Here is a 24,164-nt window from a genome sequence, read left to right as displayed (position 1 = left end):
CGCAACCCCGGCTCCCGGGATCGGCGCAAACCAGTGACAATGCGCGGCGTTCCCTTTGGCCCAGGCAGACCTTCATGCACATTTCGCCCCGTATCGATCGCGGCATCGGCGCGCTTGCCGCGCTTGTATTCGTCGTGGCGGTTGTCGGCTTCGGTGCGGCGCTGCCCGGGTACCGCGCGCTGTCGCACCCGGTGGCGCTGCTGGGCGCCACCGGCGTGCCGCATGCACAGGCGTTCAGTTGGCTGGGGCTGGTGCTGCCGGGTGTCCTGGCCTGCGCGGTGGCGCTGCGCCTGCTGGTGCGGGTGCCGCGCACGGCGCCCTGGACGCTGCGCGTGGGCGTGCAGCTGCTGGTGCTGGCGGGAGCCGGGTTCGCCGCGATGGGGCTGCTGCCGCTGGACGCCAGCGATATTGAAAGCCCGGCCAGCCAGTTCCATGCCAGTGCATGGATGGTGTGGGTGCTGGCATTCGTGCCGGGCACGCTGCTGTACGGACTGGGCGCGCTGCGCGTGCCGGGCTGGCGCCCACAGGCGCTGCTGCACCTGGGCTGCGCGGTGGGCATGGTGCTGGCCGCGTTCGTGCTGCAGGCCTGGATGCCGGCGCCGCTGGCGCAGCGGCTGGCCTTTGCCGTCTGGGCGGTGTGGCTGGTCGCGGCGCTGCCATTGGCGCATCGCCTGCGCTGAGCGGAATCGGTCGCCCGGGGAAAACCCTTGGCGATTCAACGGGATGAGGGCTTTGCGGGACAGGGTAGCTGCGCTCGATTGGAGCCCCATGCCGCACTGCGGTACCCTGTCCCGCTTTGCCGCCGCACTAGCGTTTCCATGACCAGCGTCGAACCCAACGTTTACGATCCGCAGCAGGTTGAATCCGCCGCCCAGAAGTTCTGGGATGCCACCCGTGCCTTCGAGGTGAGCGAGACTTCGGACAAGCCGAAGTACTACTGCCTCTCGATGCTGCCGTACCCGTCCGGGGCGCTGCACATGGGCCACGTGCGCAACTACACGATCGGTGACGTGATCAGCCGCTACAAGCGGATGACCGGGCACAACGTGTTGCAGCCGATGGGCTGGGATGCCTTCGGCCTGCCGGCCGAGAATGCGGCGATCAAGAACAAGACCGCGCCGGCCAAGTGGACCTACGCCAACATCGAGCACATGCGGGGCCAGTTCAAGGCCATGGGCTACGCGGTGGACTGGTCGCGCGAGTTCGCCACCTGCACGCCGGAGTACTACGTGCACGAGCAGCGCATGTTCACCCGGCTGATGCGCAAGGGCCTGGCCTACCGCCGCAACGCGGTGGTGAACTGGGACCCGATCGACCAGACCGTGCTGGCCAACGAGCAGGTCATCGATGGCCGCGGCTGGCGATCCGGCGCGCTGGTGGAAAAGCGCGAGATCCCGCAGTGGTTCCTGCGCATCACCGATTACGCCCAGGAACTGCTGGACGGCCTGGATGAACTGCCGGGCTGGCCCGATTCGGTCAAGACCATGCAGCGCAACTGGATCGGCCGCTCCGAAGGGCTGGAAATCCAGTTCGACGTGCGCGACGCTGACGGCAGCGCGCTGGATTCGCTGCGCGTGTTCACCACCCGTCCGGACACCGTGATGGGCGTGACCTTCGTGTCGATCGCCGGCGAACACCCGCTGGCCCAGCACGCGGCCAAGTCCAACCCGGCCCTGGCCGCGCTGCTGGCCGAGATGAAGCAGGGCGGCGTGTCTGAAGCCGAACTGGAAACCCAGGAAAAGCGCGGCATGGATACCGGCCTGCGCGCCGTGCATCCGGTCACCGGCGCCCAGGTGCCGGTGTGGGTGGCCAACTTCGTGCTGATGGGCTACGGCACCGGCGCGGTGATGGCCGTGCCGGGCCACGACCAGCGCGACTTCGAGTTCGCCACCAAGTACGGCCTGCCGATCCGCCAGGTCATCGCGCTGAAGGCGTTGCGCAAGGAAGAAAGCGCCTACGACGCCACCCGTTGGCAGGACTGGTACGGCGACAAGACTCGTGACACCGAACTGGTCAACTCCGACGAGTTCGACGGCCTGGACTTCCAGGGCGCTTTCGAGGCGCTGGCCGAACGCTTCGAGCGCAAGGCCCAGGGCCAGCGCCGCGTGAACTACCGCCTGCGCGACTGGGGCGTGAGCCGCCAGCGCTATTGGGGCTGCCCGATCCCGGTGATTTACTGCCCCAAGTGCGGCGCGTTGCCGGTGCCGGAAGAACAGCTGCCGGTGGTACTGCCCGAGAACGTCAACTTCGTCGGCACCGGGTCGCCGATCAAGGCCGACCCGGAATGGCGCAAGACCACCTGCCCGGACTGCGGCGGCGCGGCCGAGCGCGAAACCGACACCTTCGATACCTTCATGGAATCGAGCTGGTACTACGCGCGTTACACCTCGCCGGGTGCCCGTGATGCGGTCGACAAGCGCGGCAACTACTGGCTGCCGGTGGATCAGTACATCGGCGGTATCGAGCACGCGATCCTGCACCTGATGTACTTCCGTTTCTTCCACAAGCTGCTGCGTGATGCGCGCATGGTGGACAGCAACGAGCCGGCGCAGAACCTGCTGTGCCAGGGCATGGTGATCGCCGAGACCTACTACCGCCCGAATCCGGACGGCTCCAAGGACTGGATCAATCCGGCCGACGTGGACGTGCAGCGCGACGAGCGCGGCCGCATCACCGGCGCCACCCTGATCGCCGACGGCCAGCCGGTGGTGATCGGCGGCACCGAGAAGATGTCCAAGTCCAAGAACAATGGCGTGGACCCGCAGGTGATGGTGAGCAAGTACGGCGCCGACACGGTGCGCCTGTTCTCGATGTTCGCCGCCCCGCCGGAGCAGTCGCTGGAGTGGAACGAGGCCGGCGTCGATGGCATGGCGCGGTTCCTGCGCCGCTTGTGGACGCAGGTGCAGAAGCACGCCGACGAAGGCCCGGCACCGGCGCTGGACGTGGCCGCGCTGAGCGCCGAGCAGAAGGTGCTGCGCCGCAAGACCCACGAAACCATCGGCAAGGTCGGCGACGACTATGGCCGCCGCCACAGCTTCAACACCGCCATTGCCGCGGTGATGGAACTGATGAACGCGCTGGCCAAGTTCGACGATGCGAGCGGGCAGGGCCGTGCGGTCCGCCAGGAAGCGTTGCAGGCCACCGTGCTGCTGCTCAACCCGATCACCCCGCATGCCAGCCATGCGCTGTGGCAGCTGCTGGGCCACGGCGAGACGCTGCTGGAAGACCAGGCGTTCCCGCAGGTCGACAGCAGTGCGCTGGTGCGCGATGCGGTCACCCTGGCGGTGCAGGTCAACGGCAAGCTGCGGGGCACCATCGAGGTGGCCGCCGATGCACCGCGCGACCAGATCGAAGCACTGGGCCTGGCCGAACCGAACGCGGCCAAGTTCCTGGACGGGCTGACGGTGCGCAAGATCATCATCGTGCCCGGCAAGATCGTGAACATCGTGGCTGCCTGATCCGTAGAGCCGGGTTCTACCCGGCTGCCGTAAAGCCGGGTTCCACCCGGCTGCAGCACCCCCGTAGAGCCGGGTTCTACCCGGCGCCCCCCGGAGCGGGGCAGAGCCCCGCTCTACGTTCACGCGGCATCGGGCATCTTCAGTGCCTGTTGCCGCGCCCGCCCGGCTCCCCCAGACTGTGCCCATGACCCGATTCCTGCTTGCCCTTGTCCTGACCGCGTCCCTTGCCGGCTGCGGCTTCCACCTGCGCAACAAGTTGATGCTGCCGGCCGATACCGCCGCGGTGAAGGTGGTGTCCACCGCGCCGTACAGCGAGCTGGCCAAGCTGCTGCGCCGCGGGCTGCAGTCGTCGGGTGCGCAGATCGCCGAGTCGGACGACACCGCCAAGGCGGCCCAGCTGCAGGTGCTGTCCGAGCGCTGGGGTGATCTGCCGATTGCCATCGATGCCCAGGGCCGCGCCCAGGAATACAGCCTGCGCTACGCGGTGATCTTCAAGTTCCTGCGTGAGGATGGCAGCGAGCTGGTGCCGCAGCAGGTGATCGAGCTGTCGCGCGACTACGTGTCCCCGCCGACCGACGCCACCGGTACCACCACCGAGCGCGAGATCCTCGCCGACGAACTGCGTCGTGAGATGTCGGCCTCGATCATGCGCCGCATCGACAGCGTGGTGCGCGCCGAGATGGAAGGCCGCATTCCCGCCAAGCCGGCCACCCCGGACAGCCTGCCGGTTGAACCGGCGGTGCAGCCGCCGGCAGCCCCTGCTACGCCCATCCCGGGGCACTGACCGGTCCCTCCGGACCGGCGCCAGGATGGAACTGCGACCCGAACAATTCGCCAGCCAGCCGGCCGGCCAGGCATTGGCCCCGGTCTATCTGATCGCCGGCCCGGAAACCCTTCGCGTGCTGGAAGCGGCCGACGTGGTGCGCGGCCGCGCCCGCGCCGACGGCATCGACGAGCGTGAGGTCTTCGACGCCGACGGCCGTGATTTCGATTGGCATCAGGTCGAGGCCAGCTTCAACGCGCCCAGCCTGTTCAGTCCGCGGCGGTTGATGGAACTGCGCCTGCCCAGCGGCAAGCCGGGCAAGGAAGGCGCCGAGGTGATCAGCCAGTTCTGCGCGAATCCTGCGCCGGACGTGATCCTGCTGATCACCTGCAACGAATGGAGCAAGGCCCACCAGGGCAAGTGGGCCGAGGCGGTCAACCGCGTCGGCGTGCTGTCGGTGGCCTGGGCGATCAAACCGCACGAGTTGCCGGACTGGATCGAACGCCGCCTGCGCAGCAAGGGCCTGCGCGCCGAACCGGCCGCCGTGCAGCGTCTGGCCGAGCGCGTGGAAGGCAACCTGCTGGCCGCCGCGCAGGAGATCGACAAGCTGGCCCTGCTGGCCGCCGGGCAGACCCTGGACGTGGACACCATGGAGTCGCTGGTGGCCGACGCCGCCCGCTATGACGTGTTCCGCCTGCTCGAGGCGACGTTCTCGGGGCAGCCGGTGGCCGTGCTGCGCATGCTGGCCGGGCTGCGGGGCGAGGGCGAAGCGGTGGCGGCGCTGACCCCGATGGTCATCCGCGAGCTGCTGTCCACCGCCGGGCTGGCCCGCGTGCAGGCCCGGGGCGGCAACCTGGCCGCCGAGATGAAGAGCCGGGGAATCTGGGAATCGCGGCAGGCGCCGTTCAAGCGCGCCCTGCAGCGGCATCCCGAACCCAAGCGCTGGGAGCGTTTCGTGGCCGAGGCCGGGCTGGTCGACCGCATGGCCAAGGGCCGTGCCGACGGCGACCCGTGGCTCGGGCTGGAACGCCTGCTGCTGGCCGTGGCCGAGGCCCGCGCCGTGCGCCTGCTGGCCCGCGCCTGAGCGGCATGGGTCTGCGCATTCATTACGGCGGTACCTTCGATCCTGTGCACCTGGGCCACCTGGCCATCGCGCGCGCGGCGCGCGACCAGTTGCAGGTGGCCGTGCGCCTGTTGCCCGCGGCCGACCCGCCGCACCGGGCCGCGCCGGGCGCCGATGCCGGGCAGCGGGCACACATGCTGGCGTTGGCGATCGGCGACGAGCCGGGCCTGCTGCTCGACCTGCGCGAGCTGGAACGGTCGACGCGCCAGCCCGGGGTGCCGTCCTACACGGTCGACACTCTGCGCGAGCTGCGCACCGAGCTAGGGCCGCATCAGCCGCTGGCGTGGCTGGTGGGCGCCGACAGCCTGCTGGGCCTGACCGGCTGGCATGACTGGGAGGCCCTGTTCGGGCTGGCGCACTTCATCGTGGCCGACCGCCCGGGGAGCCCGTTGGAGCAGGCCCTGCCACCGGCGCTGGAGGCCGCCCTGGCCGGGCGCTGGGCCGACCACGAGCGCGCGCTGCTGGGCGCCCCGGCCGGGCGCGTGCTGCGCCTCCAGACCCCCCTGCGCGAGGAATCGGCCAGTGCCGTCCGCGCCCGGATCGCCGCCGGCGAAGACTGGCGCAGCCTGCTGCCACCGGCCGTGGCCGACTACATCGCCGACCGTGGCCTGTACGGCGCCCGGCGGGTGTGAATACGCGCGGGGCCTCGGGCCCGTATAATCGGCCCCACATTTATCGAGTTCACCCGCTTTGAGCAACCAAGCCCAGCCCCAGACCATCAAGGTCCAGATGCCGAACCCGGCACCCTCCAACGCGCAGCTGCTGGAGTGCGTGCGCAAGGCCACCGAAGAACTCAAGGCCAAGGATCTTGTCGAAATCGATGTGATCGGCAAGTCCAGCGTCGCCGATTACATGGTGATCGCCTCGGGCACCTCCAGCCGCCACGTGAAGTCGATTGCCAATGAGGTGGTCAAGTTCGCCAAGGCCCTGGGCGTGATGCCGCTGGGTGTGGAAGGCGAGCAAGAAGCCGAGTGGGTGCTGGTCGACCTGGGCGACGTGGTGGTGCACGTGATGCTGCCGCGCGTGCGCGAGTTCTACGCGCTGGAGCGCCTGTGGACCGTCGGCGACCAGCCGCCGAGCCTGCTGGACGACGACGCCGATGAAGGCGACGAGTACGGCCACGGCGCACGCTGAAGCGTTGCGTCGCGGACACGATGACGGCGCCGATGGCGCCGTTGTCATTTCAACGGTATCGCCGCAGATGCCGGGAGACTGCAGATGAAAGCCAGGCTGATCGCCACCGGCGAACGTGCGCCCGCCTGGGTGGCGCAGGGCTTTGCCGAGTACCAGAAGCGTCTGTCGCACTGGTTGCCCTTCGAACTGGTGGAGATCGAACCGGGCCTGCGTGGCAAGGGCCGCGACGCGCGCCGGGCCACCGACGATGAAGGCAAGCGGGTGATTGCCGCGCTGCCGAAGAATGCCTACGTGGTCGCGCTGGATGTGCCGGGCCGCCAGCTCAGTTCGGAACAGCTGGCCCAGCGGCTGGAGCATTGGCGCGGGCAGGGCCGGGACATGGCCTTCCTGATCGGTGGTCCTGAAGGACATTCGGCCGAAGTGTCCGCGTTGGCCGATGAAAAATGGTCGATCGGTCCGCTGACGTTGCCGCACATGCTGGTGCGCCTGGTGGTGGCCGAGCAGCTGTATCGCGCGGCGGCGATGCTGGCCAACCACCCGTACCATCGCGCCTGACAACGGGCTTGAAGAAAACCTGCGAAAACGGGTTACATCCTGTGAAAAACGGGCTACAATGCGCACCCCGCCCGAATAGCTCAGCCGGTTAGAGCACTTGACTGTTAATCAGGGGGTCGTTGGTTCGAGTCCAACTTCGGGCGCCAAGTTTTGAGAAGCCTCGCAGCGATGCGAGGTTTTTTTTTGCCCGCCATCCGGGGTGGCATCGCGCGCAATGCGGCAATGATCCAAACCAACGCCAACCGGCAACAACCACATGGCGCAAGGCGGGGTAGAGCCGACCGTTGGTCGGCTGGCCGCGCGAAGCGCGGCAATGATCGAAACCAACGCCAGGTGGTACCGACCACATAGCGCAAAGGGGCCGAGCCGACCGTTGGTCGGCTGGCCGCGCGAAGCACGGCAATGATCAAAACCGCCCCCCAAACGGGTAGAGCCGACCGTTGGTCGGCTGATCGAAACCAACGCCAATACCGCCCCAAACAAAAAGCCCGGGCAATGCCCGGGCTTTTCGTTCCCCACATACGGTTACATCAGTTGAAGGTGTACTTGGCCCCCACGGTGAAGTAACGGCCGATGGCACCGCTGAAGTGCAGCGGGTTGTAGTTCACGCTGCCGTAGGTGGTCGGATCCAGCGGCGCGATACGATCGAACACGTTCTGCACCGAGGCGTTCAGCTCGAACATGTCGGTCACGTTCCAACGACCGGACAGATCGAACGTGGTGAACGAGGAGATCTTCGTCACCGGCGTACCGTCGGCGTAGAAGGCCTGGTAGTCACCACCGCGCTTGTCGGTGTTGTCCATCTTGGCGATGTAGTTGGCGACGCCGCTGACACTCCAGGCGCCCTGCTTCCAGGTGGTGCCGAAGTTGACGCGGTCCTTCGGGGTGCCGATGCAGTTGGTCACGTCGCAGTTGCCGTGGGTGCCGGCGTAGTCGACGGTTTCGTCGCCTTCGGTGCGCTCGAACTTGAGCACGTGGCTCCACTGCAGGTCCATCTCCAGCTGACCCGGGCCGATGTCGAACGTCTGGCGGATATCGGTATCGATACCGCGCACACGCGACGAGTTGGCATTCACATACGCGGTGTTGACGGCCAGGATCGTGCCGCTGTTGGCCACGCCACCGATGTTGTTGGCATCACGCAGGACGTTGCCGGCCGCGATCGCCGCGGCGGTGCTGCCCTGGGCGATTTCGTTGGTGCGCTTGATCTGCCACGCATCGACGGTCAACGAGGTCGACGAGGTCGGCTGCATCACGATGCCGACCGAGTAGCTCTTGGACTCTTCCGGCTTCAGGTCCTTGTTGGGACGGGTGATGATGGCCACCGAACGCGCGGTGCACTCGTTGGCCGGATCGATCGCGCAACGCACCGGGTCGCGTGCATTGGAGAACGCAGCCAGGCCGCCGTCACCGTTTTCGGCCGGGTTCGGCGCGCGGAAACCTTCGGCATAGCTGGCACGCAGCGCCAGCCAATCGGTCGGGGTCCACTTCACGCCCAGCTTCGGCGTGGCCTTGCCTTCACCGCTTTCGTACTTGTCGTAACGCACCGCGCCGCTCAGTTCCAACTGTTCCAGCACCGGCGCGGACAACTCGGCGTAGCCGGCGTACACGTTCTGGGTACCGTCATAGGCCGAGTAGCCCAGGCCGATGATGTCACCCTGGTCGGTGTAGGTCTGCGGGGTCAGGCTGTTGCTGGTCTTGCGCCATTCGGTACCCATGGCCAGACCGAGCGGGCCGCCCTTGAGGTCCATCAGGCTGCGCGAAACGGTGAAGTTGAACATGTCCAGGCTGGACTTGGCGCTGGCACTGATGGTCGGCGAGATGTAGTCATACAGCGCCTGCGAGTTCGCCCCGGCATTGTCGCCGATGCGCCACACGCCGCCCGGGCAGGCCGGATTGCCCAGCGCACAGCGCACCGCGCTGTAGCGCAGGAAGCCGGTGCGCTTGTTGGTCAGGTCGGTACCCGAATGCAGGTAGGCGGTGTCGTAGCTCCACTCGCCCCAGTTGCCCTTTACGCCGACCAGGATGCGGTTGAACTCATTGGTGTTGTTGGTCACGCGACCGCCCACGTCCCATGCCGAGTAGCGCAGGCGCGAGGCCTGGCCCGGAATCGGATTGTCGGGGTGGGTCGGCCCCAGCACGGTGGCGCCAGCGCCGCTGTTGGCGTTGACCGGGCCGCCCGGGTAACCCCAGCCGCCGGACACGCCGGACGGGGTGTTGGAGAAGGTGGTTTCCTTCTTGGAGTAGCCGATTTCGGTGTACACCTCACCACCTTCACCGAAGGCGAAGCTGGCGCGGCCGAACACGTTGACGTACTTCTCTTCCGGGCTCAGGTCACGGAACTGCTGTGCCGGGTCCCAGAGGCAACCCTGGGCCTGCGCGGTGGCATCGGACTGACCGGGAATGGTGGTCAGGCCGGCGCAGCCGGGCAGGGCGACCAGCTGGCCGGCGCTGTTGAACACCGAACCGTTCGGGCCGGTGCCGCCGGCGGTGCCGCCGGACAGGTACGCGCCACCCAGGAACTGCGCATCGGCCGCATCGTAGCCCCACTGGCGGATATCGCCGGTGCCGATCCACTTGCGGTTCTTGCGGTCGCTGATCTTGATCGCGTCGGTCTTGCCCACGTCCAGGCTGAAGAACGCATTCCAGCCGTCGCTGTTGAGGTCGCCGGTACCGGCGGTCAGCGTGGCCTTCTTGGCATTGCCGTCGCCGTCGCCGGAGGTGCCGTAGGAGGCGCGCAGCACGGCGCCCTGGAAGTCGTTGCGCAGGATGATGTTGACCACGCCGGCGATCGCGTCGGACCCGTAGATGGCCGAGGCGCCGTCCTTGAGGATATCGATGCGCTCAACCGCATCCAGCGGAATGGTGCTCAGGTCGGTGAAGACCTTCTGGCCGTCATCGGCCAGGCCATAGGTGGCCATGCGGCGGCCGTTCAACAGCACCAGCGTCGAGCCGGCGCCCAGGCCGCGCAGCGAGATGCCGGCGCCGCCGCCGGCAAAGCCGTTGCCGAAGGTCTTGGGAATGGAGCCGGCGCCGTCGGCGGTCAGGGTCTGCAGGTATTCGGCGACCGTGGTCTTGCCGGTACGGTCGATCTCCTGGCGGGTGACCACCTGGACGGGCGAGGGGGTTTCGGTGTTCGTACGCGGGATGTTGGACCCGGTGACGGTGATCCGGTCAAGGTTGGTGGCCTGTTCCTGCGCGAACGCAGAAGAGGATGCCAGCGCTCCGACCAGCAACAGGGTGCTGCTGGCGAGTACGGTGGAAATGGATTGGGCGAGGCTATTGCGGCTGCTGTTGAGCCGTTGGACCGGGTGTTTCACAGCTTCTCTCCTGACTGGGAAAACCAACAATGACGATGGATCGGCACTGAAAATGAGTGACGACGGCGACAATCTAGGTTTCCGGAGGGTGACGAAGCTGTGAAAAATTGCTTAATTCGGGTCGCCGTCCGTCGGCGACGAAGGGTACGGGGGAACCGTGGCCGGTCCCCCGTGCCCATTACGTCCCTACCGTCTTAGTCCGGCAGGCTGAAGCTCACCGGCACCAGGCCATCGGCCGGCACCTGCTGGCCGTCCACCATGGCCGGCACGAACCGCCACTGGCGGAGCACCTGCTGGCGGGCGGCGTTGTCCAGCGCCCGCGAGCCACTGCTGCGCTCGATCACCACGCTGGAGGCCCGGCCATCGGCCTCCACCCGCACCCGCAGCAGCACCGTGCCCTGTTCATGATTACGGATGGCGGCGATCGGGTAGGCCGGCGGCGGCGCGCTGCGGTACTGCAGCTGCGCCCCGGCGCCACCGGCGGCCGGGCCCGGCACGCTGGGGGCCAGGACGGGGGGCTGCGGTTCGCTGGCCGGCAGGGGCGCCACCGCCAAGGCATCGTCGGCGCTGGCGGTCGGCGGCGGCAGCGGGACCACCTTCGGCGTGGGCACGGTGCGCGGCTGCACCAGGGTGGGGACCTCGGGCTCGGTGGGCACCGGCACCGGCGGGGTGGGCTCGGGCGGCACCAGCATCCGTATCTGCATGCGTTCACGTGGCAGGGGCGCGGCCACATACGCTGCCGGGATCAGCAGCAGCATCAGCGCCAGCACGTGCAGGGCCAGGGCGGTGCTCCAGCCGAGCACGCGGGAAACGTCGATCTGCAGCGGCACTACGCGGGGTTGGGTACGGACCATGCTCCACTCTCCTTGCCAGATGTGCGGGAACATCAAACGTGCGGGCGCGGCCTATGGGGTTGCAGAAAGCAGAAGGCGGGGCCGCGCAATGACAGCAATACCGGAGCGGGGCGCGGCCCGGAAGTCAGGGGGCGTGTGGGTGTTTGGCTGGCGCTCAGGAACCGGGCCCGGAACGCATGACGGCGCCCGCAGGCGCCGTCATGTCATGGACCGCTGGCCGTTACCGGCCCAGGTCGAACACCACGTCCAGGTTCACCGACACCGACGACTCGCCCGGCGACACCGGGGTGGACACATCGGCGGCCATCGGTGCGGCGGCAGCGCGCATCATCACCGGGCGGAAGTTGCCGCCGCCGTTCTCGGAGATGCTCACGATACGGCGCACGCGCAGGCCCAGCGACTTGGCATAGGTCTCGGCGCGGGCCTGGGCCTTCTTCAGCGCGGCCAGGCGGGCTTCGTCATACACCGGTTCGGGCTGGTCGATCTCGAACTGCGGGCCATTGATCTGGTTGGCGCCCTGCGCGGCCAGCGCGTCCAGCACCTTGCCCAGCTTGGCGATGTCACGCACCTTCAGGCTGACCGTGTTGCTGGCCTGGTAGCCGGTGATCTTCGGCGCCTCGTTGTCCGCATAGCGGTACTGCGGGCTGAGGTTGACCCCGCTGGTCTGCACGTCACGCTCGGCAATCCCGGCGGCCTTGATCGCGGCCAGCACCTTGACCATCTGCTCGGCGTTCTGGCGCATCGCGGTGTTGCCATCGACGGCCTGGGTGACCACGCCGGCCGACAGCGTGGCCACGTCCGGCACGCGCTTGGCTTCAGCATTGGCCGAGATGTTCAGCAGGGTGCTGTCGGCGGCGACGGCAACGGCGGGCGAGGTCTGGGCGTGGGCGGTCATCGAGGTTCCCAGGGCAAGGGACAGGGCGAGCAGCAGCGGGGACAGGGAAGGGCGGCGCATGTACATCTCCTTGTGAAGGCGTTGAGGTTGGTGTCGGGGCGATGAACGCTCCGTGAGCTTTTCCGGGGTTGAAGGGCGATTGGGTGCGGTTGCTTTCGATTCAGACACGGGCCGCAGGTTATGCTTCCGCGATGCTTTATCTTGCCTCCCGTTCCCCCCGACGTACCCAACTGTTGACGCGCCTGGACCGACCGTTCCGGGCGCTGGACCTTGAGGTGCCTGAAGTCCGTGCCGCCGACGAGTCGGCGCTTGGCTATGTGCAGCGCGTGGCCGCCGACAAGGCGCAGGCCGGGCTTGCCCTGGTGGCCGCCGATGCCGAGGCGGTGGTGATCGGATCGGACACCGAAGTGGTGCTGGACGGACGGGTGTTCGGCAAGCCGGTCGATGCGCAGGACGCCGCGGCCATGCTGCGCGCCCTGTCCGGGCGCACCCACCAGGTGATGACCGCGGTGGCGGTGGTGGCCCACGGGCGCCAGGACAGCGTGCTGGTGGTGTCGGAGGTGAGTTTCATCGAGATCGACGAGGCCGCCATCGCGGCCTACGTGGCCAGCGGCGAGCCCATGGGCAAGGCCGGGGCGTACGCCATCCAGGGCGGCGCCGAACGTTACATCCGCCATCTGGCGGGAAGCTATTCGGGTGTGATGGGATTGCCCCTGCAACAGACCGAGCAGTTGCTGCAGGCGTTTGGCGTTTCGCCCGCTGCTTTCACCACGCCAACGGAGGGTGTCGCCCATGTCTGAAGAAATCCTGGTCAATGTCACCCCGCGCGAAACCCGCGTGGCCGTCATCGAGAACGGCATGCTGCAGGAACTGCACATCGAACGTGGCTGGCGCCGCGGGGTGGTGGGCAACATCTACAAGGGCAAGGTGCAGCGGGTGATGCCGGGCATGCAGGCGGCCTTCGTCGAAGTGGGCCTGGAGCGCGCCGCGTTCCTGCACGCCAACGATGTGATCCGCCCGGCCCCGGTGGCCAGCCCGGATACCGAGGGCACCACGTTGCCGCCGCCGTCGTCGGTACCGATCGTGGAACTGCTGCGCGACGGCCAGGACATCGTGGTGCAGGTGGTCAAGGACCCGATCGGGACCAAGGGCGCGCGCCTGACCACCCAGATCAGCATTCCCTCGCGCTACATGGTGCTGCTGCCGCAGTCCAAGGTGGTCGGGGTCTCGGCCCGGATCGAGGACGAGACCGAGCGTGCGCGCCTGAAGTCGCTGGTCACCGAACTGTCGGCCCAGCACGGGGGCTACGGCTACATCGTGCGCACCAACGCCGAGGGCCAGCCGGCCGAAGCCATCGCCGAGGACGTGGCCTACCTGTCGCGGGTCTGGAACGTGGTGGAGCGGCGTGGCCGCGATGCCGCCCCGCTCAGCGTGATCTACGAAGACCTCAGCCTGCCGCTGCGCTCGGTGCGCGACCTGATCCGCAAGGACGTGGACAAGGTGAAGGTGGACTCCAAGGAAACCTTCACCCAGCTGCAGGCGTTCGTGGCCAAGTACATGCCGGTGCTGGCCGAGAAGATCGAGCCGTACAGCGGCGACCGCCCCATCTTCGACATGTTCGGGGTGGAGGATGAGATCGGCCGCGCGCTGGACAAGCAGGTGCCGCTCAAGTCCGGTGGCTACCTGGTGATCGACCAGACCGAGGCGATGACCACCATCGACGTCAACACCGGATCGTTCCTGGGCCAGCGCAACCTGGAAGAGACCGTGTTCCGCACGAATCTGGAAGCGGCGCAGGCGGTGGCCCGCCAGCTGCGGCTGCGCAACCTGGGCGGCATCATCATCATCGACTTCATCGACATGGATGACGCCGAGCATCGCCGCCAGGTGCTACGCACCCTGGAAAAGGCCCTGGCGCGCGACCACGCCAAGACCACCGTCTACGATTTCTCGCCGCTGGGCCTGGTCGAAATGACCCGCAAGCGCACCGTGGAAAGCCTGGAGCGGCAGCTGTCCGAGCCGTGCCCGGAGTGCAGCGGGCGCGGGTCGATCAAGACCGCCGAAACAGTCACCTACGAGATCTTCCGCGAAATCACCCGTGCGGTGCGTCAGTTCGATGCGGCCCGCCTGCTGGTGATCGCCTCGTCCAAGGTGGTAGCGCGCATCACCGATGAGGAATCCACCGCCGTGGCCGAGCTGGAGGAGTTCCTTGGCAAGTCGATCCGCTTCCAGGCCGACGAGCAGTACCTGCAGGAGCAGTTCGATGTTGTGTTGCTCTGATTCCCGCCCACTGGCGCGCGTGCGCGCCGGTGCCTTCGCGTTGCGATGAGCACGCCGCTCCGACTGCGACTGCGAAGGATTCGCCGCCATGCCGTGTATGCATTGGCGATCGTGTTGGTGTGCGTGGCGGTGCTGGTGGGCACCGTCAGTCAAGTGTTGCCGTTCGCCGAGCGCCACCCCGACAAGGTGGCCGCCTGGCTGAGCGCGCGTGCCGGGCAGCCGGTGCGCTTCGATCATCTCAATACGACCTGGACCCGGCGCGGGCCGCTGCTGGAACTGAAGGGCCTGCGCATCGGCGAAGGGCAGGGCATCGCCATCGGCGAGGCCGAGGTGCTGGTGTCGATGTACGCCGGGCTGCTGCCGGGCCACTCGCTGACCGAGCTGCGCCTGCGCGGCCTGGCCCTGGTGCTGCAGCGGGCCGACGATGGCCGCTGGTCGGTGCGCGGGCTGCCGCAGGCCGGCAGCGGCGACCCGCTCGATGCGCTGCGTCGCCTTGGCGAGCTGCAGGTGATCGGCGGCCGGCTGCGGGTGGACGCGCCCTCGTTGAACCTGCAGGCCGAGCTGCCGCGCATCGACCTGCGCCTGCGCGTGAATGGCCAGCGCCTGCGCGTGGGCGCGCGCGCCTGGGCCGACCTGGACGGTCAGCCGCTCACGGCGGTCGTGGATTTCGAGCGCACCAAGGGCGATGGCCAGGCTTGGTTGTCGGCTGACCCGGCCGATTTCCGCGCGTGGTCGCATCTGCTGCAGTTCGCCGGGGTGCAGCTGCAGCAAGGCACCGGGGAGCTCAATGCCTGGGTCGACCTGCGCGACCACCGCCCGGTGATGGTCACCGCCGATGCCGACCTGCAGGACCTGCAGCTGCGCGGCGCGCCGCTGGCCGACGGCAAACGCCCGCAGCTAACGCTGGACACCCTGCAGCTGCGTGCGCGCTGGCGCTGGGTGGCCGGCGGCTGGCGCGTCGACGCACCGCAACTGCGCATCGGCCTGGCCGGCAGCAGCGAGGTGCAGCGCCTGGACGGCCTGCTGCTGGCCGGCGGCCAGCACATGGCCCTGGCCGGCGACAACATCGATGCCACCGCGCTGCTGCGCGGGCTGGCGCTCAGTGATCGCATCGAACCGGGTCTGCGTGAGTGGCTGCAGCACGCCGCGCCGCATGCGCGCATGACCCAGGTACGGGTCGCCGCCGAACGCGGCGGCCCCGTGTCGATCCAGGGCGAACTGGCCGACGTCGGCTTCGCACCGTCCGGACACGCGCCCGGGCTGAGTGGCGTGGGCGGGCGCTTCAGCGCCGACGCCGACGGTTTCCAGCTGGACCTGCAACCGAACCGGGTGATGCACTTCGACTGGCCCACCGGCTTCGGCCAGCGCCACGACGTGCGCCTGGCCGGGCAGCTGGTTGGCTGGCGCGACGAGGCCGGCGGCTGGCGGTTCGGCACCCCGGCGCTGCGCGTGCAGGGCACCGACTACGCCGCCGACGTGCGCGGCAGTGTCTGGTTCCAGGGCGACGGCACCCGGCCGTGGCTGCAGCTGGCCGCGCGCATCGACGACGTGCCGATGACCGTGGCCAAGCGCTTCTGGATCCACTCCAGGATGAGCAAGGGCGCCACCGACTGGCTGGATGCCGCGCTGGTGGCCGGGCAGGTCCGCAACGGCGTGGGCCTGGTCAGCGGCGACCTCGACGATTGGCCGTTCGACCGCAACAACGGTCGCTTCGAGGCTACCGGGCATATCAGCAACGGCACCATCCGCTTCCAGCATGACTGGCCGGCCATGGGCAAGGTGGACGCCGATATCGCCTTCATCGGGCCCGGCTTTGAACTGCACGGCGGCGGCGACCTGGCCGGCGTGGCGGTGAACCGCTTCGATGCGGGCATCGTGGATTTCGGCGAAACCCCGCTGTACGTCAAGGCCACCACCCAGACCGACACCGGTGCCCTGCTGGCGATGCTCAAACAGAGCCCGCTGCACGCCACCTATGCCGAGACCCTGGACAATCTCACCGCCAAGGGCCCGGCCAAGGTCAGCTATGACCTGCTGCAGCCGCTGCATCCCGACCAGGGCCCGGGCCACATGCTGGGCACGGTCGACCTGCAGGGCGTGGCACTGACCGAAAAACGCTTCGCGCTGGCCTTCGACGGCATGCGGGGCCAGGCCCGCTACAGCCGCGACGGTTTCGGTGCCGAAGGGCTCAACGTGCGCCACCTGGGCCAGGACGGGCTGCTCAGCCTGCGCGCCGGGGGCTTCGTGCGCGACTCGCAGCAGGCCTTCGAATCCGAACTCACCGCGTCACTGGATGCCGGTGCCTTGCTGGACCGCGCGCCCGAGTTGAACTGGCTCAAGCCCTACATCGCCGGCAACGCGCGCTGGACGATCGGGGTCACCCTGCCGAAGGTGGCCGCCGGTGCGAAGACCGAGCCGCCGACTTTGCTGACATTGCGCTCGGACCTGGTCGGCACCCGCCTGGACCTGCCAGCGCCGTTGGACAAGGCCCCGGGCGTGCCGCTGGCAACCACGGTCAACGCCCAGTTGCCGATGGGCAGCGGTCGCGTCGACGTGGCGTTCGGCCAGCGCCTGGCCCTGGCCGCCCGCACCCACAACAACCAGACCGGCGTGCAGGTGACGCTGGGCAGTGACCGGGTCGACCGCGATCCGCCGGCCAGTGGGTTGGCGGTCAATGGTCGCAGCGGGTCGCTGGATGCCTTGGAATGGATCGGTCTGGCACGCACGCCCGATGGCGGTGACGGCAAGGACGCCATGCCGTTGCGCCAGGTGGATGTGCAGGTCGGGCAGCTGCTGCTGGCCGGGGGCGTGTTCGCGCAGACCCGCCTGCAGCTGCGGCCCACGCCGTCCACGGTGGAAGTGCGCCTGGACGGCCCCTCGCTGGCGGGCACCCTGAGCGTGCCCAATGCCGACGGCGGCACCATCGTCGGCAAGCTCAGCCGCGTGCATTGGCAGTCGCTGCCGACGCCGGCGAAGGTGCCGTCCGATGGCGCGCCGATCCTGCTGCCGCCCGATGCCACCCTGCCGGCCCGGGTCCAGGCCAGTGCCAACGACACCAACCCGGCCAAGATTCCCCCGCTGGCGCTGGACATCGACGACCTGCAGTTCGGCAAGGCCAAACTGGGCCAGGCGGTGCTGCGCACGCGCCCGTTCGGCAACGGCCTGAGCGTGGACCAGCTGCAGTTCCGCGCGCCCAAGCAGGCCATCGACATCCAGGGCCGCTGGCTGGGCATGGGCGCCGCTGCGCGCACCCAGGTCAATGTCGATGTGAAAAGCGAGGACCTGGGCGGCCTGATGCAGAACCTGGACTACGGCGGCCAGTTGCGCGGCGGCCAGGGCCAGCTCAGCCTGGACGCCGGCTGGCAGGGCGGTCCGTCGGACTTCCAGCTGGGCGCGCTGCAGGGGCAGATGCAGGTGCATGCGCGCAACGGCCAGTTGCTTGAGCTGGAGCCCGGCGCCGGGCGTGTGCTGGGCCTGCTCAGCGTGACCCAGCTGCCGCGCCGGTTGATGTTCGACTTCCGTGATTTCTTCTCCAAGGGCTTTGCCTTCAACCAGGTCGAGGGCGCGCTGGAGTTCGCCAACGGCATGGCCACCACCGACAAGGTGCTGATCGAAGGCCCGGCGGCCAACATCAGCATCCGCGGCCAGACCGACCTGCGCCGCCAGCAGTTCGACCAGACCATCGACGTCAACCCGCGTGCCGGCAACCTGCTGACCGTGGTCGGCGCGGTCGCTGGCGGACCGGTGGGCGCCGCCGTGGGTGCGGCGGCCAATGCGGTGCTGGGCAAGCCGCTGGGGGCGATCGGGGCCAAGACCTACCGGGTGACCGGCCCCTGGGCCGAACCCAAGGTCGAGGTGATCGACCGTGACGATGCCCCGCCGCCACGGGCGGCTCCCGCTGCGTTGCCGCCCCCGGTACGCTGACCTCCTTTCCCGCGCCCGGGTTGCGAACGTGGCCCGCGCCCTCAGATAGATGACATGACCGATAACGCACTTACCCTTGCCAACGACCGCCTGCTGCTGCCCGCCGGGCTCGATGCCGGTGGACTGGAACGTACCTTCGGCACCCTGCTGGGCCCGGGCATCGATTTTGGCGATCTGTATTTCCAGCACGCCCGGCGTGAAAGCTGGAGCGTGGAAGATGGCATCGTCAAGGACGGCGCCCATTCGATCGAGCAGGGCGTCGGCGTGCGCGCCATCGCCGGCGAAAAGACCGGCTTTGCCTACTCCGACGACATCCACCGCGACGCGCTGCTGGCGGCGGCGCAGTCGGCCCGTGCGATCTCACGCGAGGGCGGGGCGCAGCAGGCGCGCTCGCTGGTGCGTGGCAACGGCCGCGCGCTGTACCCGGCCCTGGACCCGATCGACGGCATGGGCAACGAAGCCAAGGTCGAGGTGCTCAAGCGCCTGGACCGGTACCTGCGCGCCGCCGACCCGCGCGTGCAGCAGGTGATGGTGAGCCTGTCCGGCGGCGTGGACACGGTGCTGATCGCGCGCAGCGACGGCGTGCTGGCGGCCGACATCCGGCCACTGGTGCGGCTGAACGTGCAGGTGATCGTCGAGCAGCACGGGCGCCGCGAGTCCGGCTATTCCGGCGGCGGTGGCCGTTACAGCTATGCCGAACTGTTTGCCGACGACCGCCCCGAGCGGTTCGCCCGCGAAGCGCTTCGCCAGGCGCTGGTGAACCTGGAGGCGATCCCGGCCCCGGCCGGGGTGATGACCGTGGTGCTCGGCCCGGGCTGGCCCGGCGTGCTGCTGCACGAGGCGGTGGGCCATGGCCTGGAAGGCGACTTCAACCGCAAGGGCACCAGCGTCTATGCCGGCCGCGTGGGCGAGCGCGTGGCGGCCCCGGGCGTGACCATCGTCGATGACGGCACCCTGGACGGGCGTCGCGGTTCGCTCAACATCGACGACGAGGGCCATCCCACCCAGTGCACCACGCTGATCGAGGACGGCATCCTGGTCGGCTACATGCAGGATTCGCTCAACGCGCGCCTGATGGGCGTGGCCCCGACCGGCAACGGCCGCCGGGAATCGTTCGCGCACATGACCATGCCGCGCATGACCAACACCTACATGCGCGCCGGCCAGCACGATCCGGAAGAAATGATCCGCTCGGTGAAGAAGGGCCTGTATGCGGTCAACTTCGGCGGCGGGCAGGTCGACATCACCAGCGGCAAGTACGTGTTCTCGGCCACCGAGGCCTACCTGATCGAGGACGGCAAGGTGACCGCGCCGGTGAAGGGCGCCACGCTGATCGGCAACGGGCCGGAAACCATGCAGAAGGTCCGCATGATCGGCAACGACCTGGCCCTGGACGAGGGCGTGGGGATCTGCGGCAAGGATGGCCAGAGCGTGCCGGTGGGCGTGGGCCAGCCGTCGCTGCTGATCGATGGCATCACCGTGGGCGGCACCCAGGCCTGAGCCAGGCCATGCGCCCGTGCTGCCGGTTCGAGCGCCCCGCGGGGGCCAGCCCTGGGCTGGCACCGCCGCGTGGGCAGCCGGGCTCAGTCTTCGGCGCTGTCGTCGCCGTCCTGGTCGTGCCGGTCGTCCTGGTCATCCAGGTCGTCGGCCGCGGTCAGGTTGGCCGCGTCCAGGCCCAGCGCGGCCGGCAGCAGCAGCGTCCGCAGCAGCTGGTAGATCTCGCGGTAGGCGCGCGGCGGCTTGTTCTTGGCCTTCTCGGCCTGGGCGTTGCGCACCAGCGTGCGCAGCTGCTGGCGGTCGGCATGCGGGTATTCGTCCAGCAGCGCGCCCAGCGCCTTGTCGCCGTCCTTCAGCAGGCGCTCGCGCCAGTCTTCCACGCGGTGCATGGTGGCCACTTCACGGCGCGAGGTTTCGCTGTTGGCATCCAGCGCATCGCGGATGGCATCCAGTGCGGCATCGTCTTCGCGGCGCATGTGCTTGGCCAGGAACGCCAGCTGGCGCTTGTGGGCGATATGCGCGGTGATGCGCTTGGCCTCGGCGATGTGCGGCAGCAGGTCTTCGGGCACCGGCACCCGGGCCAGCTGGGCCGGGGTCAGCGCGACCAGCTTCTCGCCGAGCGCCAGCACGTCCAGGGCGTCCCGGCGGTTCTGGCTACGGCTGATGTCTAGGAATTCACCGGTATCTTCGTCGCGTCCGCGCATCGTCTTATTTCCACATCCGTAAACTGTGCCCCGCGTTGCGCCAGGCACTCACCCGTACAGGATAAAGCATTGAACGTGATCTCCCCTGAAGTCTCCCCGGCCGACGACAGCCTGCAGCGCCTGGAGCAGCTGGCCGACATCTCTCAACGCCTGCTGGAACGGGCCAAAGCCATGGGCGCCAGCCAGGCCGAGGTCAGCTGCAGCGACGAGCGCGGCCTGGACGTGAATGTGCGCCTGGGCGAGGTGGAAACGGTGGAATCCACCCGCGACCGCGGCATTGCGGTGACCGTCTACTTCGGCCAGCGCAAGGGCAGCGCCAGTACCGCCGACCTGCAGGACGCCAGCCTGGAATCGACCGTGGCCCAGGCCTGCGCCATTGCCCGGCACACCGAGGACGACGCCGCGGCCGGGCTGGCCGAGGCCGCCCTGATGGCACGCGAGTTCCCCGATCTGGACGGCTGGCACCCCTGGGACCTGGGCGCCGACGAGGCGCTGGACCTGGCCCTGGCCTGTGAAGCGGCCGGGCGTGAGGCCGATGGCCGCATCAGCAATTCCGATGGCGCCTCGGCCGCCACCTCGCAGAGCCTGTCGGTGTATGCCAATTCGCATGGTTTCATGGGCCGCGAGCGCAGCAGCCACCACTCGGTGGGCTGTGCGTTGATCGCCGGGCAGGGCGACGGCATGCAGCGCGATGGCTGGTACAGCAGCGCGCTGGCCCGTGAAGACCTGGAATCGGCCGCCGCGATCGGCCGCCGTGCCGCCGAACGCACCGTGGCCCGGCTGCAGCCGCGCTCGATGGCCACCGCGCAAATGCCGGTGCTGTACTCGCCGGAGGTGGCGCGGTCGTTGATCGGCAGCCTGCTTGGCGCGGTGTCCGGCGGCGCGCTGTACCGGCGGGCCAGCTTCCTGCTCGACAGCGTCGGCACCCGCCTGTTCCCGGACTGGTTCCAGGTGGACGAGCTGCCGTTGCTGCGCCGCGGGCTGCGTTCGTCGGCATTCGACGGTGATGGCGTGGCCACCCGCAACGCGGCGTTGATCACCGACGGCGTGCTGCAGCGCTACATCCTGGGCAGTTACTCGGCGCGCAAGCTGGGCCTGGCCACCACCGGCAATGCCGGCGGGGTGCACAACCTGAAGGTGGCGGCCAATGCCGGCGACCTGGCCTCCATCGCCCGGCAGATGGGCGAGGGCCTGCTGGTGACCGAACTGATGGGCCAGGGGGTGAACGGGGTGACCGGCGACTACTCGCGCGGTGCCGGTGGCTTCCGCGTGGAGAACGGCGAAATCAGCTATCCGGTCGATGGCGTCACCATTGCCGGCAACCTCAAGGACATGTTCGCCAGCATCGAGGCGGTGGGCAGTGACGTGGACCGTCGCTCGCACGTGCAGGTCGGTTCGATCCTGGTCGGGCGGATGACCGTTGCAGGCAACGATTGACGTATCCTATCCCGGCTGCTCTGGCAGGCGGGGAGCCTGTCGCGCAATACCTACACACACCGAACAAGGAGTTTCACCGTGAGCGAATTCGACAACGTCACCGCCCCGCCGCCGGCCCCGACCGGTACCGCGCCGGCCGATCAGCGCACCATGGCGCTGGTGGCCCACATCCTGGGCATCTTCACCTGGTTCATCGGCCCGCTGATCATCTGGATGATCAACAAGGATGACAGCAGCAAGTCGTTCGTGACCGACCAGGCCAAGGAAGCGCTGAACTTCCAGATCACCATCACCATTGCGATGCTGATTTCGTTCGTGCTGATGATCGTGATCATCGGCGGCCTGCTGGCCCCGCTGGTCGGCATCCTGAACCTGGTCTTCTGCATCATCGCCGCGGTGAAGGCGAACAACGGCGAAGCGTACCGCTACCCGTTCACCCTGCGCCTGATCAAGTAATCAGACCCGCAGTGTGGAAACAAAAAACGCCCGGCACTGCCGGGCGTTTTTTTGTGTGTTTCCCCTGCGCGGAAGCGGTCTGGCGCGCAGCCTGGTCAACACGCGAAGGTACTGGGGGATCGGGGCTTTCGCTGCAGGCGAGGGCGTGTGTCTTCGGTCTGGCATCGCGCGCGCGTCCGGGCCCCTTGGCGGCCGGCAGGCCCTTGTGCAAATGTCCCCCGGCGCCGGCCTGCGGCCGTCACCTCCTCCTTTATTTTGCCAAGGACCTGTCGGCGGCCAAGGGGCTGGGCTTGCGGGATGTGAGTGCGGGCTTCCACGCTTGGTGATGCTGCCGCGAGTTCTCTGCACACGATGCGCAGGTGGGTACGTCGCCACCGTCGGGGGCGACGCTGTTTTGCAGGAATGCCTGCGTCCAGCAGAGCCTCGCCGTGCGTGGAGGCCGCTGTTCACCCGCCACACGCCGAGCCGTTTGGCGGCCGGCAGGTCCTTGGCAAAATAAAGGAGGAGGGCGACGCGCAGGCGTCGGCCGGGGGACATTTGCGCAAGGGCCTGCCGACCGTCAAGCGGCCCCGAACGCGCGCGCAACGGCTGAGCGAAGACACCGCACCCCGCCAAAACGCCGCCAGGCGCGTCAGTGATCGCGTTCGACCGCCAGCCGCCCCAGCGCACGCAAGGCATCGGCGCGTTCGTCGTAGCCGGCCAGGCTGTCGTGCATGCGTTGGCTGAGTGCGGCCAGTTCGGCCTTGGCGCCGTCCATGCCGAGCAGGGCGGGGAAGGTCGACTTGGCCTGCGCCTCATCCTTGCCGGCGGTCTTGCCCAGCTGTTCGGAACTGGCTTCGACGTCCAGGATGTCATCGCGCACCTGGAACGCCAGTCCCAGTGCACTGGCGAAATCATCCAGCTGCAGCAGGTCGGTCTGCGGCGCATCGCCACACAACGCGCCCATGCGCACCGCCGCGCGGATCAGCGCGCCGGTCTTCAGCGCATGCATGCGCTGCAGGGACGCCAGCGGCTGCGCATGGCCGGTGGCATCGATGTCCAGCGCCTGACCACCGCACATGCCGGCGGCGCCGGAAGCGTGGGTCAGCGCCTGCAGGCAGTGCACGCGCAACAGCGCCGGCAGCGCGGCATCGGCCAGCAGGCCGAACGCACGCGTCTGCAGTGCATCACCGGCGAGGATCGCGGTGGCTTCGTCGAAGGCGATGTGCGTGGTGGGACGGCCGCGACGCAGCGCGTCGTCGTCCATCGCCGGCAGGTCGTCGTGCACCAGCGAATAGGCGTGGATCAGCTCCACCGCCATCGCCGGTGCATCCAGTGCGTGCTCGTCGGCACCGAACACCTGGCCGCTGGCATACACCAGCAGCGGCCGCATGCGCTTGCCACCGCCGAGCACCGCGTAGCGCATCGCCTGATGCAGGCGCTGCGGTGCGTGTTCGGGAGAAGGCAGGCTGGCGTCGAGCTGGCTTTCGATGCGGTCGCGCCAACGCGCGAACGTAGACTCAACCATCATGGCCGGGCGGATCGAAGCGTTCGGCGGTGTCGGGGCGGGCCGGGTCGCTGAGCAGGCGCACGCGCAGTTCGGCCTGCTCCAGCGCCTGCTGGCACTGGCGGTACAGGCCGACGCCGCGCTCGTAGGCGCTGAGCGATTGTTCCAGGCTCAGATCACCGGCTTCCATCTTCTCCACCAGCTGTTCCAGTTCTTCCAGCGACTGCTCGAAGTGGACGACCGGGGAGGTTTCATTGGGGGACTTCTTGGGCATGGGA

The 24,164-nt window shown here is 68.5% G+C and carries 19 protein-coding genes and 1 tRNA gene; 14 read left to right on the top strand and 6 right to left on the bottom strand.

Annotation, left to right across the window (positions count from 1 at the left end):
- Positions 1 to 74 precede the first annotated feature (74 nt).
- From AC1DCJ_RS12585 to AC1DCJ_RS12550, 8 genes are all read left to right on the top strand, one after another.
- Complete coding sequence (locus AC1DCJ_RS12585) at positions 75 to 680, top strand: DUF998 domain-containing protein (protein ID WP_137191774.1); 606 nt, start codon at positions 75 to 77, stop codon at positions 678 to 680.
- 138 nt (positions 681 to 818) lie between these two features.
- Positions 819 to 3,458, top strand: coding sequence for a leucine--tRNA ligase (leuS, locus tag AC1DCJ_RS12580; protein ID WP_478071099.1), 2,640 nt, complete (start codon positions 819 to 821; stop codon positions 3,456 to 3,458).
- A 184-nt stretch (positions 3,459 to 3,642) separates the two neighbouring features.
- On the top strand, positions 3,643 to 4,242 hold the full coding sequence (locus AC1DCJ_RS12575) for an LPS-assembly lipoprotein LptE (protein WP_137191772.1): 600 nt from the start codon (positions 3,643 to 3,645) through the stop codon (positions 4,240 to 4,242).
- Between the two features lie 25 nt (positions 4,243 to 4,267).
- Entirely contained in the window at positions 4,268 to 5,305 is a 1,038-nt protein-coding gene (holA, locus tag AC1DCJ_RS12570; RefSeq protein ID WP_478071098.1) for a DNA polymerase III subunit delta, read from the top strand.
- Positions 5,306 to 5,310: 5 nt separating this feature from the next.
- Positions 5,311 to 5,976 (top strand): nicotinate-nucleotide adenylyltransferase, encoded by a 666-nt coding sequence (nadD, locus tag AC1DCJ_RS12565; RefSeq protein ID WP_141058968.1) that lies wholly within the window; start codon positions 5,311 to 5,313, stop codon positions 5,974 to 5,976.
- Positions 5,977 to 6,073: 97 nt separating this feature from the next.
- On the top strand, positions 6,074 to 6,478 hold the full coding sequence (gene rsfS / locus AC1DCJ_RS12560) for a ribosome silencing factor (RefSeq protein WP_478071132.1): 405 nt from the start codon (positions 6,074 to 6,076) through the stop codon (positions 6,476 to 6,478).
- An 84-nt stretch (positions 6,479 to 6,562) separates the two neighbouring features.
- Entirely contained in the window at positions 6,563 to 7,033 is a 471-nt protein-coding gene (gene rlmH / locus AC1DCJ_RS12555; protein ID WP_038687106.1) for a 23S rRNA (pseudouridine(1915)-N(3))-methyltransferase RlmH, read from the top strand.
- A gap of 69 nt (positions 7,034 to 7,102) precedes the next feature.
- Positions 7,103 to 7,179: transfer RNA gene (locus AC1DCJ_RS12550), tRNA-Asn, on the top strand.
- A gap of 384 nt (positions 7,180 to 7,563) precedes the next feature.
- On the opposite strand, the gene AC1DCJ_RS12545 is transcribed toward AC1DCJ_RS12550, so the two are convergent.
- From AC1DCJ_RS12545 to AC1DCJ_RS12535, 3 genes are all read right to left on the bottom strand, one after another.
- Complete coding sequence (locus AC1DCJ_RS12545; RefSeq protein ID WP_478071097.1) at positions 7,564 to 10,353, bottom strand: TonB-dependent receptor; 2,790 nt, start codon at positions 10,351 to 10,353, stop codon at positions 7,564 to 7,566.
- Between the two features lie 194 nt (positions 10,354 to 10,547).
- Positions 10,548 to 11,207, bottom strand: a complete 660-nt coding sequence (locus AC1DCJ_RS12540; protein WP_478071096.1) for an energy transducer TonB — start codon at positions 11,205 to 11,207, stop codon at positions 10,548 to 10,550.
- A gap of 220 nt (positions 11,208 to 11,427) precedes the next feature.
- The gene (locus tag AC1DCJ_RS12535; protein ID WP_137191766.1) at positions 11,428 to 12,162 is read right to left on the bottom strand and encodes an SIMPL domain-containing protein; all 735 of its coding nucleotides are present in this window, start codon (positions 12,160 to 12,162) and stop codon (positions 11,428 to 11,430) included.
- A gap of 131 nt (positions 12,163 to 12,293) precedes the next feature.
- On the opposite strand from AC1DCJ_RS12535, the gene AC1DCJ_RS12530 reads away from it, so the two are divergent.
- The 4 genes from AC1DCJ_RS12530 to tldD are packed head-to-tail and all read left to right on the top strand — an operon-like array spanning position 12,294 to position 19,806.
- On the top strand, positions 12,294 to 12,902 hold the full coding sequence (locus tag AC1DCJ_RS12530; RefSeq protein ID WP_137191765.1) for a Maf-like protein: 609 nt from the start codon (positions 12,294 to 12,296) through the stop codon (positions 12,900 to 12,902).
- Positions 12,895 to 14,382 (top strand): ribonuclease G, encoded by a 1,488-nt coding sequence (gene rng / locus AC1DCJ_RS12525; RefSeq protein WP_478071095.1) that lies wholly within the window; start codon positions 12,895 to 12,897, stop codon positions 14,380 to 14,382. The genes AC1DCJ_RS12530 and rng overlap by 8 nt, the downstream gene beginning before the upstream one ends.
- Positions 14,383 to 14,427: 45 nt before the next feature.
- The gene (locus AC1DCJ_RS12520; protein ID WP_478071094.1) at positions 14,428 to 18,306 is read left to right on the top strand and encodes a YhdP family protein; all 3,879 of its coding nucleotides are present in this window, start codon (positions 14,428 to 14,430) and stop codon (positions 18,304 to 18,306) included.
- A gap of 54 nt (positions 18,307 to 18,360) precedes the next feature.
- The gene (tldD, locus tag AC1DCJ_RS12515) at positions 18,361 to 19,806 is read left to right on the top strand and encodes a metalloprotease TldD (RefSeq protein WP_038687117.1); all 1,446 of its coding nucleotides are present in this window, start codon (positions 18,361 to 18,363) and stop codon (positions 19,804 to 19,806) included.
- 83 nt (positions 19,807 to 19,889) lie between these two features.
- On the opposite strand, the gene yjgA is transcribed toward tldD, so the two are convergent.
- Positions 19,890 to 20,507: a ribosome biogenesis factor YjgA gene (gene yjgA / locus AC1DCJ_RS12510; protein WP_137191762.1), complete on the bottom strand. Its 618-nt coding sequence runs from the start codon at positions 20,505 to 20,507 to the stop codon at positions 19,890 to 19,892.
- Between the two features lie 69 nt (positions 20,508 to 20,576).
- Here yjgA and pmbA point away from each other — a divergent pair, with 69 nt between their 5' ends.
- Together pmbA and AC1DCJ_RS12500 are read left to right on the top strand one after the other, a co-directional pair.
- On the top strand, positions 20,577 to 21,944 hold the full coding sequence (pmbA, locus tag AC1DCJ_RS12505) for a metalloprotease PmbA (RefSeq protein WP_478071093.1): 1,368 nt from the start codon (positions 20,577 to 20,579) through the stop codon (positions 21,942 to 21,944).
- A gap of 78 nt (positions 21,945 to 22,022) precedes the next feature.
- Positions 22,023 to 22,400, top strand: coding sequence for a DUF4870 domain-containing protein (locus tag AC1DCJ_RS12500; RefSeq protein WP_038687123.1), 378 nt, complete (start codon positions 22,023 to 22,025; stop codon positions 22,398 to 22,400).
- Positions 22,401 to 23,031: 631 nt separating this feature from the next.
- On the opposite strand, the gene AC1DCJ_RS12495 is transcribed toward AC1DCJ_RS12500, so the two are convergent.
- Together AC1DCJ_RS12495 and AC1DCJ_RS12490 are read right to left on the bottom strand one after the other, a co-directional pair.
- The gene (locus AC1DCJ_RS12495; RefSeq protein ID WP_313246712.1) at positions 23,032 to 23,910 is read right to left on the bottom strand and encodes a polyprenyl synthetase family protein; all 879 of its coding nucleotides are present in this window, start codon (positions 23,908 to 23,910) and stop codon (positions 23,032 to 23,034) included.
- Entirely contained in the window at positions 23,900 to 24,160 is a 261-nt protein-coding gene (locus AC1DCJ_RS12490; RefSeq protein WP_038687128.1) for an exodeoxyribonuclease VII small subunit, read from the bottom strand. Before AC1DCJ_RS12490 ends, AC1DCJ_RS12495 begins: the two co-directional genes overlap by 11 nt.
- Between the last annotated feature and the right edge of the window lie 4 nt (positions 24,161 to 24,164).

The sequence above is a fragment of the Stenotrophomonas sp. 10N36 genome (assembly GCF_056395005.1).
Note: the sequence above shows the minus strand (reverse complement) of the source record. Positions and strands in the feature narration are given on the sequence as shown.